The organism is Mesorhizobium sp. M0491, assembly GCF_040321265.1.
Lineage (GTDB): Bacteria > Pseudomonadota > Alphaproteobacteria > Rhizobiales > Rhizobiaceae > Mesorhizobium.
The window spans coordinates 41,564-57,978 of the sequence record NZ_JAMYRE010000019.1 but is presented as its reverse complement, the minus strand read 5'-3'; the positions used below and the strand labels follow the sequence as shown (position 1 = coordinate 57,978).

General features: G+C 63.5%; 11 protein-coding genes. 10 read left to right on the top strand and 1 reads right to left on the bottom strand.

The window, feature by feature from the left end:
• Window positions 1-72: 72 nt before the first annotated feature.
• The 8 genes from NKI69_RS23470 (at window position 73) to NKI69_RS23435 (ending at window position 10,698) form a co-directional block, all read left to right on the top strand.
• Window positions 73-1,752, top strand: coding sequence for an amidohydrolase (locus tag NKI69_RS23470; protein ID WP_352722604.1), 1,680 nt, complete (start codon window positions 73-75; stop codon window positions 1,750-1,752).
• A 141-nt stretch (window positions 1,753-1,893) separates the two neighbouring features.
• Window positions 1,894-2,988, top strand: a complete 1,095-nt coding sequence (locus NKI69_RS23465) for an ABC transporter ATP-binding protein (protein ID WP_023809985.1) — start codon at window positions 1,894-1,896, stop codon at window positions 2,986-2,988.
• A gap of 2 nt (window positions 2,989-2,990) precedes the next feature.
• Entirely contained in the window at window positions 2,991-3,911 is a 921-nt protein-coding gene (locus tag NKI69_RS23460) for an ABC transporter permease (protein ID WP_023809984.1), read from the top strand.
• A complete protein-coding gene (locus NKI69_RS23455) occupies window positions 3,904-4,704 on the top strand; it encodes an ABC transporter permease (RefSeq protein ID WP_023809983.1) in 801 nt (266 codons plus the stop codon). The genes NKI69_RS23460 and NKI69_RS23455 overlap by 8 nt, the downstream gene beginning before the upstream one ends.
• Window positions 4,705-4,727: 23 nt before the next feature.
• Window positions 4,728-5,762, top strand: a complete 1,035-nt coding sequence (locus tag NKI69_RS23450; protein ID WP_023809982.1) for an ABC transporter substrate-binding protein — start codon at window positions 4,728-4,730, stop codon at window positions 5,760-5,762.
• Window positions 5,763-5,830: 68 nt separating this feature from the next.
• On the top strand, window positions 5,831-7,027 hold the full coding sequence (locus NKI69_RS23445; protein WP_023809981.1) for a serine hydrolase domain-containing protein: 1,197 nt from the start codon (window positions 5,831-5,833) through the stop codon (window positions 7,025-7,027).
• Between the two features lie 36 nt (window positions 7,028-7,063).
• Window positions 7,064-8,245: a serine hydrolase domain-containing protein gene (locus NKI69_RS23440; protein ID WP_023809980.1), complete on the top strand. Its 1,182-nt coding sequence runs from the start codon at window positions 7,064-7,066 to the stop codon at window positions 8,243-8,245.
• 128 nt (window positions 8,246-8,373) lie between these two features.
• Window positions 8,374-10,698, top strand: a complete 2,325-nt coding sequence (locus NKI69_RS23435) for a Tex family protein (protein WP_023809979.1) — start codon at window positions 8,374-8,376, stop codon at window positions 10,696-10,698.
• Here the strand turns inward: NKI69_RS23435 and NKI69_RS23430 are convergent, their stop codons facing one another.
• Window positions 10,699-11,610, bottom strand: a complete 912-nt coding sequence (locus NKI69_RS23430) for a LysR family transcriptional regulator (RefSeq protein WP_023809978.1) — start codon at window positions 11,608-11,610, stop codon at window positions 10,699-10,701.
• A 137-nt stretch (window positions 11,611-11,747) separates the two neighbouring features.
• Between NKI69_RS23430 and NKI69_RS23425 the strand changes: the two genes are divergently transcribed.
• Window positions 11,748-12,944 (top strand): acyl-CoA dehydrogenase, encoded by a 1,197-nt coding sequence (locus tag NKI69_RS23425; RefSeq protein WP_023809977.1) that lies wholly within the window; start codon window positions 11,748-11,750, stop codon window positions 12,942-12,944.
• A 111-nt stretch (window positions 12,945-13,055) separates the two neighbouring features.
• Entirely contained in the window at window positions 13,056-16,415 is a 3,360-nt protein-coding gene (locus NKI69_RS23420) for a transglutaminase family protein (RefSeq protein ID WP_023809976.1), read from the top strand.

Here is a 16,415-nt window from a genome sequence, read left to right as displayed (position 1 = left end):
CCGGTGGAGTGGCAGGTCGTTGGACATGAGGGGTTGTCGGTCCCAGTCAGTCGTCAAAAGCGCGGAGTCGCGATGTCTGTCACAGGTGCGGGTCACAATGCGGATCTGATCGTCATCAACGGTCGTGTACGGACCATGGACGACGACAATCCCGCCGCCGAGGCCGTCGCCGTCAAGGACGGCGCCATCATCGCCATCGGCAGCCGCGCCTCCATCGAAGAGTTCAAGGGACCGGCCACCAAGGTGATCGACGCCAAGGGCGGTTCGGTGGTCCCGGGGTTCATCGAAGCCCATATGCATCTGTTTTCGGGCGGGGCTGAACTTGCCCACCTTCAACTCACCGGTATTCATGGCTTCGAGGCGCTGCAGAAGGCGATCCGCGGCTATGCGCCGACCCGGCCCGACGCGACGATGCTGGTCGGCCAAGGCGTCGACTACACCGTGCTCGGCAGCGAGCGCGTGACGCGCCATCACCTCGACGCCATTTTGCCCGATCGACCGTTCTGCATGGCGGCGCCCGACCATCACACCATGTGGGCCAACACCAAGGCGCTGGAAATGGCCGGCATCCTGCAGGGGCGCACGCTCGGCCCTGGCAATGAGATCGTCATGGGCGACGACGGACTGGCCGCGGGTGAATTGCGCGAAGGCGAGGCCTTTGGCCCGGTGCTCGACCTTGCCGGCGAAGGCCGGGTGCGGCTGGGGCTGTCGACCGGCGGCGAGCCGGACCCGATGCCGACGACGGCCGAGCGGGACGCCGACCGCGACATCATGCGGCGCGGGCTCGCCTGGTGCGCCCGCCACGGCATCACCTCGATCCAGAACATGGACGGCAATCTCTATCAACTTGAGCTGCTGGCCGAGATCGACGCCGAGGAAGGTTTGCCCTGCCGCGTCAAGATCCCGTTCCACTACAAGAATTTCATGACGCTCGACATGCTCGACAAGGCGTCCGATATGGCCGAACGCTACAACAGCGAATGGCTGTCGTCGGGCATGGTCAAGGTGTTCTACGACGGCGTTCTCGATTCCTGGACAGCTGTCATGGTCGAGCCCTATGCCGACCGCCCGGACTGGGTTGGCGAGCCGCTGTTCACGCCGCAACAATTCATCGATCTAGCCGTCGCGGTCGACAGACGCGGGTTGCAGATCGCCGTGCACTCGATCGGCGACGGCGCGGTGCGCGCGGTGCTCGACGGTTATGAGGCGGCGCAGAAGGCGAACGGCAAGCGCGACAGCCGTCACCGCGTCGAGCACATCGAGGTCACCACCACCGCTGATGTGCCGCGTTTCGCCGAACTCGGCGTCATTGCCTCCATGCAACCGCCGCATCCGCCCGGCGCAATGGATTTTCCGCTGGAGCCGACGGTATCGCGCATCGGGCCGGCGCGCTGGCCGCTGAGCTATGCCTGGCGGACCTTGAAGGATGCCGGCGCGCATGTCGTCTTCGCATCCGATTGGCCGGTGTCGCCGATCGATCCGATCCTGGGCATTCAGGCGGCAGTGTTGCGCAAACCGTGGGCAGAAAGCGACCCGGACCAGAGTTTCTCACTGCATGAAGCGATCGCCGGTTACACGATCGAGGGCGCCTACGCCGAATTCGCCCAGCACCGCAAGGGCACGCTGAAGTCAGGCTACATGGCCGATCTGGTGGTTTTGTCGATGGATATCGAGAACACCGCCCCGGCCGACCTGCACAAGGTGCGGCCGGTGACGACGATTTGCGGCGGCAAGGTCACCTATCAGGCCTGACTATGGCATGGGGCTTGCAGGCCTCAATGACTGATTGAACTGTGACCCAATGCCGGGCTTGCCAACCCACCGGCCATGTGGTCACATCGAACAGGGGAAGAGCTCCGCCAGCAAGAGCGGGGTCAACAGTGAGGCGTAATCGTGCCGGACAAACCGGATCGGAATGCGATTGAAGTAGTAAACGTCAGCAAAATTTTCGGATCAGGTGAGGGGCAGGTAGCTGCCCTCGACACGGTCTCGGTATCTATCCGGGAGAACGAATTCTTCACGTTGCTGGGGCCATCCGGCTGCGGCAAGACGACGTTGCTCAGGCTGATCGCCGGCTTCGACTTTCCAACCGCCGGTGAAATCCTGCTCTACGGCCAGGACATCGCGCCGCTGCCGCCCTTCAAGCGGCCGGTTAACACCGTTTTCCAGTCCTATGCGCTGTTCCCGCACATGACGGTCGCCGACAATATCGGCTTTGGCCTGGAAATGCTGGGCAAGCCGAAGGCGGAGATCAAGGCGCGCGTCGCCGAGATGCTGAAGCTGGTCAAGATGGAGGCACTCGCTGGTCGTCGCACCAGCCAGATCTCCGGCGGCCAGCAGCAGCGCGTGGCTTTGGCCCGCGCTTTGGCGCCGCAGCCGAAGGTGCTTTTGCTCGATGAGCCGCTGTCGGCGCTTGACTACAAGCTGCGCAAGGAGATGCAGATCGAGTTGAAACGGCTGCAGCACGAGACCGGTATCACCTTCATCTTCGTCACCCACGACCAGGAAGAAGCGCTGACCATGTCAGACCGCATCGCGGTGATGTCATCGGGCAAGATCCTGCAGGTCGGTTCGCCCTGGGATATCTACGACAAGCCGGCGGAGCGCTTCGTCGCCGACTTCATCGGTGAAACCAACTTCCTCACCGCCGCCATCAGCGAGATGGCCAACGGCAAGGCGCGCGCCACGCTCAAATCCGGTGCGACCATCGAGGCGACCGTGGCCCAGAGTTTCCAGCCCAAACCCAACGCCACGGTGGTGGTTCGGCCCGAACACGCCAAGCTGACCAAGGCCAAGGGCGAACTGTCGGGGACGGTCGAAAACATCGTCTATTTCGGCACCGACACCCACATCCATGTTCATCTCGACAGTGGCGAACTCTTCACCGTACGCCAGCAGAACACGCGCAGCGCGGGCTGCGGTTTCGAGAAGGGCGACGCAGTCGGCATCCTCATCGGCAGCGATGCCGCTCAGGTCCTGAAGGACTGACGATGGCGACCGCGGAAGAAGTCGCCAAGGCAGCGGAGCGGCGCGATGTCCGTGACCGCTGGCTTTTGTCAGCGCCAGCGCTGCTGGTCATTTTCCTCGCCGCGACCGGCCCCTTGCTGATCGTGCTCGTCTACTCGTTCCTGACGCCAGGCTCCTATGGCGACGTGAAGTGGCAGTTCTCGCCGGAAGCCTGGATATCGGTGTTTCTGGAACGCGATATCTTCGACGACACGCTTTCGATCGCCGCCGCCCACGTCACCATCTTCCTGCGCTCGATCAAGCTCTCGGTGGTGACGACGATCGCCACTTTGGTGCTTGGTTTCCCGACCGCCTATTTCATGGCGACGCGCAGCGAAAAGACCCGCGATCTCTGGCTGTTCCTGATCACCATTCCGTTCTGGACCAACCTCCTGATCCGCACCTTCGCGGTGCTGCAGATCATCCGCAACGAAGGCATCATCAACACGATCCTGCTCAAGCTCGGCATCATCTCGGCGCCCATCCAGATACTCTACACCGACACGGCGATCCTGATCGGCATGGCCTATGTCTACCTGCCGCTGATGGTGCTGCCGATCTATGCCAGCATGGAAAAGCTCGATTTCCGGTTGGTCGAGGCGGGGTACGACCTTTACGCGTCGCGCTTCCAGGTGCTGCGGCGGATCATCTTTCCGCTGGTCAAGCCGGGTGTCATCGCCGGCTCCATACTGGTCTTCATTCCAGCACTTGGCGCCTATGTGACACCGAGCGTTCTTGGCGGCGGCAAGAACATGATGCTGTCCAACCTGATCGAATTGCAGTTCGGGCAGGGTCGCAACTGGCCACTCGGCTCGGCGCTGTCGATCGCCGTCATGATCATCGTCATGGTGGCGCTGCTTGCCTATGTGCGCAATGCCGGAAGATCGGGGGTGCGTCATGGCTAAGAACTTTTCCATCAAGCACCAGCCAGGATTCACCGCGATCGCCGCAACCTGCTTTATCGTGCTGTATCTGCCGATCATCGTGCTGGTCATCTATGCCTTCAACGCGGCGAGCTCGACCTCCGAATGGGGCGGCTTTTCGCTGAAATGGTTTCAGTCGGCATGGCAGAACACGCAGGTCGTCGATGCCACGCTGCGTTCCTTCCAGATTGGCTCCATCGCGGCGGTGCTCTCCACGATCTTTGCCACCATGGCGGCGCTCGCCACCACCCGCACCGCGCCCTATCCCGGCCTCACCTTCAAATATGCGGCGATCAACCAGCCGCTGATGGTGCCCGAGATCGTCACCGGCGTGGCGCTGCTGATCTTCTTCTCGCGCATCAAGATCTTCACCGGCTATTCCGGCATCGGCTATCTGGTCGCCGCGCACACGGCGTTCTGCATTCCCTTTGCCTATTTGCCGATCCGGGCGCGGCTTGAGAATATGGACCTGACGCTGGAGCGTGCCGCAGCCGACCTCTACGCGACGCCCTGGAAGGCTTTCCGGCGCATCACGCTGCCGCTTCTGTGGCCTGGCATCCTGGCCGGGCTGATGCTGGCCTTCGTCATCTCGCTCGACGACGTCGTCATCACCGAGTTCGTCAAATCAGGCGGCCAGGACACGCTGCCCACCTACATGCTCGGCCAGATCCGCCGCGGCATCACACCCGAGATCAACGCGATATCGACCGCCTTCCTGCTGCTTTCGGTCGCGATCGTCACGTTGTTTTTCTTCGTCAGCAGGAAACGAGACTGAACCGAAAAATGGGAGTTAAAACCATGAACTGGAAGACAACAGCAACCGCCATGGGGTTGGCGTTGCTCGCCTCGACGGGCCTGGCCCGCGCCGACGGCGTGCTCAACATCTACAATTGGGGCAACTACACCAGCCCCGACGTGATCAAGAAGTTCGAGGCCAAATACAACGTCAAAGTGACCATCACCGACTACGATTCCAACGACACCGCGCTGGCCAAGGTTCGCCAGGGAGGCACCGGCTTCGACATTGCGGTGCCGTCGCAGACCTACGTGCCGATCTGGATCAAGGAAGGCCTCATCCAGGAGACCGATCCTGGCAAGATGGAAAACTTCAAGAACGTGGCGCCGGAATGGGCCAATCCCGATTTCGATCCGGGTCGCAAATACAGTGTTCCATGGGCGTGGGGCACGATCGGCGTGGTCGTCAACACCGATGCCTACAAGGGGCCGGCCGATAGCTGGGGTATCATCTTCAACACGCCTGACGAGCTCAAGGGCAAGGTCAATGTCGTTCCGGAGATGGGCGATGTGATGTTCGCCGCGATCAAGTATGTCGGCGGCCAGCAATGCACCGACGACAAGGCGGTGCTGAAGAAGGTGCGCGACCTGTTGGTGGCGGCCAAGCCGAACTGGATCGCGATGGAATACAACACCATCGAGAAGATGGGCGCCGGCGACTTCAAGGCGACCAGCGATTGGAACGGCTCGGCGCTGCGCCAGCGGCTGGCCAACCCGGCCATCCACTACAACTATCCGAAAGAAGGCTTCGGCCTGTGGAGCGACAACGTCGTCGTTCTTAAGGAAGCCAAGAACGTCGAGAACGCCAAGCTTTTCCAGAACTTCATCATGGACCCGGAAAACGCGGCAGGTCTCTCGGCCTTCCATCGCTACGCCAATGCCATCACCGGCTCGGACAAGTACATGCCGGCCGACATGAAGGACGCGCCCGAAGTCATCATTCCGGCCGCGGACAAGCCACGTGGCGAGCTGCAGCAGATGTGCTCGCCGGAGACCCAGGAAATTTACACCAAGATCTGGACCGAGTTGCAGAAATAAACTGGGTTCGACGGGCCCGGCGGCACACGCCGCCGGGTCCGTTTTCATGTTCAAAGGACTCGGCCGTCATGGACTCCTATCGCAATTCCGATCCGCGGCCGCCGATCATGCAGGGCTCGCCGCCCGCCATGGTACCGCCGAAGCTCGACTGGGACCGGCCGCCGTGGAACCGCTGGGCGTTCCAGAACATCCGTGAAATTCTGCCGACCGCCGAAGTCTGGCGCGGCAATGGCCATCGCCACCGCTTCGAACGCGCCGAGGCCGATCTCGACGGGCTGACGGTCGAGGACAGCACAGGCGCGCCGACGACGCTCGCCGGGCTGCTCGACGAGACCTATACGGACGGCTTCCTGGTGCTCAAGGACGGCAAGGTCGCCTATGAGCGCTACTTCAACGGCATGGATGAGCGCACGCTGCACCTGTCGCAGTCAATGGCGAAGTCCCTTACCGGTTCGGTGTTCGGCATACTGGTTGGGCGCGGCCTGATCGATCCGGCCAGACCGGTAACGGACTACCTGCCGGAGCTCGGCGTTACCGGCTGGGCCGGCGCCAGTGTGCAGCATGTGCTGGACATGACCAGCGGCGTCCGCTTCTCCGAGGAATACACCGACCGCTATTCGGACATTGGCCAGGTCGATGTCGCCACCGGCTGGAAGCCGGTGCCGCCGGGCAGCGATCCGGCCTTTCGCTGGCCATCGCACATGTTCGAGCTGATCCTGGGCTTGAAGGAAACGATCCGCCCGCATGGTGCCCAATTCGAATACCGCTCGATCGAGACCGACGTGCTTGCCTTCATCATGGAACGGGTGACGGGCAAACGGCTTCCGCAGCTGGTTTCGGAAGAACTCTGGCAAAAGCTCGGCGCTGATGAAAGCGCCTGCTTCACGGTCGATAGCGCCGGCTATGCGGTGGCGGATGGCGGCTTCAACGCGACGCTGCGCGACTATGGCCGCTTCGGCCAGATGATCCTCGACAATGGTGGCAGCGTCGTGCCGGCCGACTGGATCGAGGCAACACGCAACGGCAGGCATGGGCCTGACTTCAGCCCCAGTCTGCCGGAGGGCAGCTATCGCAACCAGTTCTGGATCGAGGACCCGCGCTCGCGCGCACTGATGTGCCGCGGCGTGTTCGGTCAGATGATCCATATCGACTGGAACACCGGAATGGTCGTGGTGAAGCTTTCGACCTGGCCGGATTTCGCCAATGGTGCCTATTCCATAGCGACGCTGAAGGCCGTGCACGCTATCGCCACGGCACTTCGCTGAGCCCCACAAAGAAGAAACGACCCGGAAGGAAACGCCATGACCGGCAAGACCGTGTTCGAGACCCGCTATGGCTTCCGGCGCAACCAGGTGGTGCTCGCCAACTGGCGCGAGAACCCGTTCAATCGGTGGTCGTTCCAGAATCTCGGCGAACTGGTGCCGACCGCCCGCGTGGCGGCGGCGTCGGGCGTTGTCGAAACCCCCGTGCGCGATATGGGCGGCCTACTCGGCGAAAAGGTCGTGATCGCCGGCACACCGGAGACGGTGGCTGAATTTCTCGCACGTTCGAGCACCGACGCACTGACGGTGATGAAAGGCGGCAAGATCGTCGGCGACTGGTTCGCCCCGCATATGGATTTCGGCGCCCGCCACATCATCTTCTCGATCAGCAAGTCGGTGACAGCCATCATCGCCGGCATATTGCAAGGCGAGGGGGTGTTCGACCCGGAAGCGCCGGTGACGGCCTACATCCCTGAAGCCGCCGGCTCTGCCTATGGCGATGCGAGCGTGCGGCATGTGCTCGACATGAGCGTCAGCCTCGATTTCGAGGAGGCCTATCTCGATCCGGAGAGCGCTTTCGCCCGCTATCGTCGCGCCACGCTGTGGAATCCGGGCGGCGGCACGGAGAGCCTGCGCGAATTCATTTTGACCTTGCAACGCCTTGCAGAGCCGCATGGCCAGACCTTCCGCTACCGCTCGCCGAATTCCGACCTGCTCGGCCTGCTGCTCGAGCGCGCGTCGGGCCAGCGGTTCAGCGACCTGATGCGCGAGAAGCTGTGGCTGCCGCTCGGCGCTGTCAGCGAAGCCTCGATCGGCGTCGACATGGAGGGCACGGCGCGCACTGCCGGCGGCATTTCGGTGACGCCGCGCGACTTGGCGCGTGTTGGCGAGATGATGCGGCAAGGCGGGGTGGCCAATGGCCGCCGCATCGTGCCCGAGGTGTGGGTACGCGACACGACCAGCACTGGCGGCAGTGCGGACGCCTGGCAGCGCGGCGCGATGCTGCCGCTGTTTCCCAAAGGCCGTTACCGCAACAAATGGTACCAGACCGGTTTGCCGAGCGGCGCCTATTGCGGCATCGGCATCCATGGTCAGTGGCTGTATGTCGATCCAAGGACCGAAGTGGTGATCGCCAAGATGTCGTCGCAGCCCGAGCCGGTCGACGATCCGCTCGATGTCGAGATCGTCGCCTTCTTCGAGGCGCTCAGCCGCATGGTCTAGACCGGGCCCGAGCCGTCACATTAGCGCACGCTTTCCTGTGGACCCGCCGGGCTGATCGAAGCGCGGCGGTTGGCGGGCCGGACGTCTGCGCCTATGGTCGCCGCTCTTTGGATGAGAGCAGGAACGACATGGCATCCGACATCAAGCGCATCGCAGCCATCATCGCGGCCGAGATCAGCGCGCGGCCCGAACAGGCGGCCGCGGCGATCGAACTGCTCGATGAGGGCGCGACAGTGCCGTTCGTGGCGCGCTACCGCAAGGAAGTCACCGGCGGCCTGGACGACACGCAATTGCGCAATCTTGCCGAACGGCTTGCCTATCTGCGCGAGCTCGACGCGCGCCGCGACACCATCCTTGGCTCGATCCGCGAACAGGGTAAGCTGACCGAGGAGCTTGAAGGCAAGATCGTCGCCGCCACCACCAAGGCTGAGCTGGAAGATATCTACCTGCCCTACAAGCCCAAGCGCCGGACCAAGGCCGAGATCGCCAGGGAACGCGGGCTGGGGCCGCTGGCCGAGGCCATCTTGGCGAACCGCTCATTGGTGCCTGCCGAACTGGCGCTGGCCTATGTCAGCGAAGAGGTGGCCGATACCAAGGCGGCGCTCGAAGGGGCGCGCGACATCCTGTCGGAACAATTCGCCGAGAATGCCGATCTGGTCGGAAAATTGCGCAGCTACATGAAGGAGCGCGCCTTCATGCGGGCCAGGGTGGTCGACGGCAAGCAGGAGGCCGGCGCGAAGTTCTCCGATTATTTCGACCATGTCGAGCGCTGGACAAATGTGCCGAGCCACCGCGCGCTGGCGATGCTGCGCGGCCGCAACGAGGAAGTGCTGTCGCTCGACATCGAGGTCGATGCCGATGACACCTCGCCGGTGAAGCCGGTCGAGCGGATGATCGCCAATGCCTATGCCATCGGCGGCAGCCTGCCCGGCGACCGCTGGCTGATGGACGTCGCCGGCTGGACCTGGCGCATAAAACTGTCACTACACCTGACACTCGATTTGATGCGCGACCTGCGCGAGCGGGCAGAAGAGGAAGCGATCCACGTCTTTGCCCGAAACCTCAAGGATTTGCTGCTAGCCGCTCCCGCCGGTTCGCGCGCGACGATGGGGCTCGACCCCGGCATCCGCACCGGCGTCAAGGTGGCGGTGGTCGACGGCACCGGCAAGGTGCTGACAACAACGACGGTCTATCCATTTCCGCCCAGGAACGATGTGCGTGGCACGCAGGCGGAACTCGCCAAGCTCATCCGCTTGCACAAGGTCGAGCTGATTTCGATCGGCAACGGCACTGGTAGCCGCGAGACGGAAAGGCTGGTCGCCGACATGCTGTCCGACATGCCGGCGGATGGTGGGCCGAAGCCGCTGAAGGTGATCGTCAGCGAGGCCGGCGCCTCGGTCTATTCGGCATCGGCGACGGCGGCGGCGGAATTCCCTGGCCTCGACGTGTCGTTGCGCGGCGCTGTGTCGATTGCCCGGCGGCTGCAGGATCCGCTGGCCGAATTGGTCAAGATCGAGCCCAAATCGATCGGCGTCGGCCAGTACCAGCATGATGTCGACCAGTACCGTCTCGGCCGCTCGCTGGAAGCGGTGGTGGAAGACGCGGTCAACGCCGTCGGCGTCGATCTCAACACCGCCTCGGCGCCGCTGCTGGCGCGCGTTTCAGGTCTCGGCGCGTCTCTGGCCGACGCGATCGTCGCGCATCGCGATGCGACCGGCCCCTTCGCCAGCCGCAAAGACCTGCTCAAGGTGCCGCGGCTCGGACCTCGCGCATTCGAACAATCCGCCGGCTTCCTGCGCATTGCCAATGGCAGCGAGCCGCTCGATGCCTCGTCGGTGCATCCGGAGGCCTATGGCGTGGCCAAGAAGATCGTCGCCGCCTGCGGGCGCGATGTGCGGTCGTTGATGGGCGACAGTGCAGCACTCAAGGCGCTCGATCCGCGCGTTTTCGTCGATGAGCGTTTCGGCCTGCCAACGGTACGCGATATCCTGGCAGAGCTGGAAAAGCCGGGCCGCGACCCACGTCCGGGCTTCAAGACGGCGACGTTTGCCGACGGCATCGACGATATCAAGGATCTGAAGCCCGGCATGCTGCTGGAAGGCACCGTCACCAATGTCGCCGCCTTCGGCGCCTTCGTCGACATCGGTGTCCATCAGGACGGGCTGGTGCATGTCTCTCAGCTGGCCGACCGGTTCATCAAGGACGCGCACGAGGTGGTCAAGGCCGGCGATGTGGTGAAGGTGCGCGTCGTTGATGTCGACATCAAGCGCAAGCGCATCGCGCTATCCATGCGCAAGGATGGTGGCGAAGGGGGCGCGTCGAAAGGTGGGCCGCGCGATACCGGAGGCGGCAGGCCGGCACCGCGTTCGCCGGCGCCTCAGCGCCAGCCGGAGCGGCCGGCACAGCAAGGCGCGTTCGGCGCGGCGCTGGCGGATGCGCTGAAGCGGAAGTAGTTACCACGCCAGAACGGCCGGCTCCTTCTCGACCTGGCCCAGCAGCCAGTCGCGAAAACTGGCGACTGGCGGATGGCCGCGCTTGTCGTGTGGGACGACGAGATAGTAGGCGGTGCGGCTTTGCATGGGCTGGCCTGGCGCCGGCACCAATTGGCCGCGCTGCAATTCGCCTGCAATGAGGATCAGCGGTAGCAGCGCCACACCGAGCCCCGCCATGCAGGCCTGGGCGGCGGTGCCGAACTGCTCGAACTGCATGCCGGGCCCCGTCGGTGCGCTCAGGCCCTGATGCTCGAACCATTCCGTCCACGCGCCAGGGCGCGTCGCCATATGCAGCAGCGGCAACCGGCCGATATCGGCCGGTGTGGCGATGGCGCGGCCGGCGAGGAATTCGGGCGACACGACCGGCGCCACCGTTTCGCGCACCAACAGTGTCGAGTCGGCCTCAGGCCAGTCCGGCAGGCCATAGTGGATGGCGGCATCCAGCCTCTCCCTGGCGAAGTCGAAGCGGCCGATGCGGGTGACGAAATTGATGGTGATATCGGGATTGTTTTCGACGAAATCGGGGATCATCGGCATCAGCCAGCGCGTGCCGAAGGTCGGCAGAATGGCAAGGTTCAGGATGCCACTATGCCGATTGCTCATCAATCCAAGGGCTGCATCACGCAATTGCCCAAGTGCCGAACGCACCGCCTCGGCGTAGATTTCGCCCGATGTCGACAGCCTGACATTGCGGCTGTCGCGTTCGAACAGCCGGCGGCCGAATTGATCTTCAAGAAGCCTGACCTGCCGACTGACCGCGCCCTGGGTCAGATCGAGTTCCTGGGCGGCGGCGGTGAAACTGCCCAGCCGGGCCACAGCCTCGAAGGCGGCAAGGGCGCTTATGTTGGGCAAAAGGCGGCGTTGGACACTCATGATCCATTCCTATAGCTCATTGATCGGTGAATCAATTTCGTTTGATTTTTTCGAGGCGCAGGCCGATAGAACGGGCCAAGATTTTGCTTCATGCATGTCATCGTTTTGAGCGACATGCACTTGGTTGGGAGAACGCCATGGCCGCCGACAAGAATGCATTCGTCTGGGAAGATCCGTTCCTGATCGAGGGCCAGCTTTCGGAAGACGAGCGCATGGTGCGCGACGGTGCGGCGGCCTTCGCCGCCGACAGACTGGCGCCGCGGATCGAGGACGCCTACCTCAACGAGACTTTTGACACCGCGATCTTCCGCGAAATGGGCGAGGCCGGCCTGCTCGGCATCAATATCCCCGAGGAGTTCGGCGGGCTTGGCGCTAATTATGTGACCTACGGGCTGGTGGCGCGCGAGGTGGAGCGCGTCGATTCCGGCTATCGTTCGATGATGTCAGTGCAGTCGTCTCTGGTGATGTATCCGATCTACGCCTATGGCTCGGACGAGCAGCGCAAGAAGTACCTGCCCAAGCTTGCCAGCGGCGAGTGGATCGGCTGTTTCGGCCTGACCGAGCCGGATGCCGGCTCCGATCCGGGCGGCATGAAGACACGCGCCGAGAGGACAGCCAACGGCTACAAGCTGTCCGGTTCGAAGATGTGGATTTCCAACGCGCCGGTCGCCGACGTGTTCGTCGTCTGGGCGAAGCTGAAGGGCGAGAACGGCAAGGACGAGATCCGTGGCTTCGTGCTGGAAAAGGGCATGGAGGGGCTTTCGGCGCCGAAGATCGGCGGCAAGCTGTCGCTGCGGGCGTCGATCACCGGCGAAGTGGTGATGGAAGGCGTGGAGGTCGGCGAGGACGCGCTGCTGCCCAACGCAAAGGGCCTTGGCGGACCGTTCGGATGCCTCAACCGGGCTCGCTTCGGCATTTCCTGGGGCTCGATGGGCGCCGCCGAGGATTGCTGGCACCGCGCCCGCCAATACGGGCTCGACCGCAAGCAGTTCGGCAAGCCGCTGGCCGGAACGCAGCTCTACCAGAAGAAGCTGGCGGATATGCAGACCGAGATCGCGCTTGGGCTGCAGGCATCATTGCGCGTCGGGCGGTTGCTCGATGAAGGCAAGATGGCGCCGGAAATGATCTCGATCGTCAAGCGCAACAATTGCGGCAAGGCGCTCGACATCGCCCGCCAGGCCCGCGACATGCATGGCGGTAACGGCATCCAGATCGGCTACCACGTCATGCGCCACGCGCAGAACCTGGAGACGGTCAACACCTATGAAGGCACGCATGACGTGCATGCGCTGATCCTGGGAAGGGCGCAGACGGGGATACAGGCGTTTTTCTGAGCCGGCAACCGTTGCTTAAATTAGGTGCACCGCAACATCTCTGCTTGGAGAATGGCGGCCTGATGTGTCAGGGTTCGGCGAAATCGTTGAAACGCTGAATTCCGGGGCTTCATGGCAATTCTGGCAGCCGTCTATCACCTGACCCATTACAAATATGACCGGCCGGTGGTTCTCGGGCCCCAGATCATCAGGCTGCAGCCGGCGCCGCATTCCCGCACCAAGGTGCTCAGTCATTCGCTCAAGGTCGAGCCGGCGAACCATTTCGTCAATCTGCAGCAGGATCCTTACGGCAATTTCCTCGCCCGCTTCGTCTTTCCGGAGCCGGTGACGGAGTTGAAGATCGAGGTCGACCTCGTCGCCGACATGACGGTCTACAACCCGTTTGATTTCTTCGTCGAGCCGTCGGCCGAGGCGTTTCCGTTCGAGTATCCGGAAGAAATCCGCGACGATCTCGCCATCTATCGCACCCCGGAACCGGCGGGACCGCTGCTGTCGGCGCTGCTGAAGACCATCGATCGCAGCGCAGCCAACACCGTCAATTTCCTGGTCGACCTCAATGCGCGGCTGCAGCGCGAGATTGCCTATATCGTGCGCATGGAAACCGGGGTGTTCTCGCCGGAAGAGACCTTGGCCGCGAAAAAGGGGTCTTGCCGGGATTCGAGCTGGCTGCTGGTGCAGATCCTACGCAATCTCGGTATCGCGGCACGCTTCGTTTCCGGCTATCTGGTCCAGTTGAAGCCCGATCTGGTGGCGCTGGACGGTCCGCCGGGAACGGCGACAGACTTCACCGATCTGCATGCGTGGTGCGAGGTCTATCTTCCCGGCGCCGGCTGGATAGGCTTCGATCCGACCTCGGGCCTGCTCACCGGCGAGAGCCATGTGCCGCTGGCCGCCACGCCGCATTTCCGCAACGCGGCCCCGATTTCCGGCATGGCGAGCTTCGCCAATGTCGAATTCGGCTTCGAGATGCGGGTCGACCGCATCGCCGAGCATCCGCGCATCACCAAGCCGTTTTCGGACGAAAGCTGGCAGGCGCTCGACGCGTTGGGCAACAAGGTCGATGCAGCGCTTGCTGCCGGCGACGTGCGGCTGACGATGGGCGGCGAGCCGACTTTCGTGTCGGTCGACGATTTCGAGTCGGCCGAGTGGAACACCGCCGCCGTCGGTCCCACCAAGCGTGAAAAGGCGGACGAACTGATCCGTAAACTGCGCGAGCGCTTCGCGCCCGGCGGCTTTCTCCATTACGGCCAGGGCAAATGGTATCCGGGCGAAAGCCTGCCGCGCTGGACCTTTTCGCTCTACTGGCGTGCCGACGGCCAGCCGGTGTGGAGCGATCCGTCGCTGATCGCACGCGAAAAGAGCGAGGCCGATATCGGCCCGAAGCAGGCCGAAAGCCTGCTCACCGCGATTGCCGGCGAACTCGGCATCGACAAGGCCATGGTCAGCGAAGCCTATGAGGATCCGGCCGAATGGCTGCTCAAGGAAGGCAAGCTGCCCGACAATGTCGATCCGTCCAACTCCAGGCTGGAGGATCCGGAAGAACGCAGCCGCATGGCGAAAGTGTTCGAACGCGGGCTGACCAAACCGTCCGGCTATGTGCTGCCCGTCCAGCGCTGGAACAGCCAGGCATCGGATCCGCGCTGGCGCTCGGAAAAATGGAAGACGCGGCGCGGCCGGCTGTTCCTGGTGCCAGGCGATTCACCGGTCGGCTACCGGCTGCCGCTCGGCACGTTGCCCTATGTGCCGCCCGAGCAATTCCCCTATATCGTGCCGGTCGACCCGTCGCTACCACGCGGCCCGCTGCCCGCGCGTGAAGCCATACTGGCCGGACCGACTCCAGCCGAACTCGAAGGCGCCGACGAGATGGCGCGCCGCCAGCAGGCGGCATCGTTCACCGCTGCGACCGGCCAGCAGGAGCGGGTCGAGCAGGAGATCACCGAGATTGGCGGCGCTGTGCGCACCGCGCTTTCGGTCGAACCGCGCGACGGGCGGCTGTGCGTGTTCATGCCGCCTGTCGAGGCGCTGGAAGACTATCTCGAACTGGTCGCGGCGGCCGAGAACGCGGCAAAGGCGATCGGCCTTCCCGTGCATATCGAGGGCTACGGCCCGCCTCACGATCCGCGCCTCAACGTCATCCGCGTTGCGCCTGATCCCGGCGTCATCGAGGTCAACATCCATCCTGCTTCCAACTGGCAGGATTGCGTGGCGACGACGACGGCGATCTATGAGGAAGCGCGGCAGACACGGCTTGGCGCCGACAAGTTCATGATCGATGGGCGCCACACCGGCACCGGCGGCGGCAACCATGTCGTGGTCGGCGGTGCGACACCCAATGACAGCCCGTTCCTGCGAAGGCCGGACCTGTTGAAGAGCCTGGTGCTGCAATGGCAGCGCCATCCGTCGCTGTCCTATCTGTTCTCTGGCCTGTTCATCGGGCCGACCAGCCAGGCGCCACGCTTCGACGAAGCGCGTCACGACTCGCTCTACGAGCTTGAGATCGCGATGGCGCAGGTGCCGCATCCAGACCAGGGCAACGCACCCTTGCCATGGCTGGTCGACCGGCTGTTCCGCAATTTGTTGACCGACGTCACCGGCAATACGCATCGTTCGGAAATCTGCATCGACAAGCTGTTTTCGCCGGACGGACCGACCGGTCGGCTGGGGCTGGTCGAATTCCGCGGCTTCGAGATGCCGCCCAATGCACGCATGTCGCTGGCGCAGCAACTGTTGGTGCGCGCCATCATCGCACGTGCGTGGAAAGGCCCGCTCGATGGCCGCTTCGTGCGTTGGGGCACCTCACTGCACGATCGTTTCATGCTGCCGCATCATGTCTGGGCCGATTTCCTCGACGTGCTCGACGACCTCAAGCTCAACGGCTTCGAATTCAGGCCCGAATGGTTCGACGCCCAGCTCGAATTCCGTTTCCCGTTCTGCGGCGAGGTTCAGCATGCCGGCATCAAGCTGGAGCTGCGCCAGGCGCTGGAGCCGTGGCATGTGATGGGCGAGCAAGGCGCGATCGGCGGCACCGTGCGCTTCGTCGATTCCTCGGTCGAACGGCTGCAGGTCAAGACCGAAGGGCTGAACCCGGAGCGCCACGCAGTCGTCTGCAACGGCCGCATCGTGCCGATGAAGGTCACTGATAATCGCGAAGTGGCGGTGGCGGGTGTCCGCTTCAAGGCCTGGCAGCCGGCATCGGGCCTGCATCCGGCGCTGCCGGTCAACACGCCACTGGTCTTCGACATCTATGACCGCTGGTCGGGGCGTGCGGTCGGCGGCTGCGTCTACCATGTCGCCCATCCCGGCGGGCGCAATTACGACACCTTTCCGGTCAATGGCAACGAGGCGGAAGCTCGGCGGCTCGCCCGCTTCGAACCGCGCGGCCATACGCCATCCGCCTATGTGATCCGTGAAGAACAACCGGCGGAAGATTTCCCGATGACCCTTGACCTTCGGCGGCCGGCAAGACTCTGA

Excerpts from the sequence above, each read along its gene's own strand:
- NKI69_RS23435 (WP_023809979.1), top strand. The coding sequence starts at position 8,374 with ATGGCATCCGACATCAAGCGCATCGCAGCCATCATCGCGGCCGAGATC.
- NKI69_RS23425 (WP_023809977.1), top strand. The coding sequence starts at position 11,748 with ATGGCCGCCGACAAGAATGCATTCGTCTGGGAAGATCCGTTCCTGATC.
- NKI69_RS23460 (WP_023809984.1), top strand. The coding sequence starts at position 2,991 with ATGGCGACCGCGGAAGAAGTCGCCAAGGCAGCGGAGCGGCGCGATGTC.
- NKI69_RS23430 (WP_023809978.1), bottom strand. The coding sequence starts at position 11,610 with ATGAGTGTCCAACGCCGCCTTTTGCCCAACATAAGCGCCCTTGCCGCC.
- NKI69_RS23440 (WP_023809980.1), top strand. The coding sequence starts at position 7,064 with ATGACCGGCAAGACCGTGTTCGAGACCCGCTATGGCTTCCGGCGCAAC.
- NKI69_RS23455 (WP_023809983.1), top strand. The coding sequence starts at position 3,904 with ATGGCTAAGAACTTTTCCATCAAGCACCAGCCAGGATTCACCGCGATC.
- NKI69_RS23445 (WP_023809981.1), top strand. The coding sequence starts at position 5,831 with ATGGACTCCTATCGCAATTCCGATCCGCGGCCGCCGATCATGCAGGGC.
- NKI69_RS23450 (WP_023809982.1), top strand. The coding sequence starts at position 4,728 with ATGAACTGGAAGACAACAGCAACCGCCATGGGGTTGGCGTTGCTCGCC.
- NKI69_RS23420 (WP_023809976.1), top strand. The coding sequence starts at position 13,056 with ATGGCAATTCTGGCAGCCGTCTATCACCTGACCCATTACAAATATGAC.
- NKI69_RS23470 (WP_352722604.1), top strand. The coding sequence starts at position 73 with ATGTCTGTCACAGGTGCGGGTCACAATGCGGATCTGATCGTCATCAAC.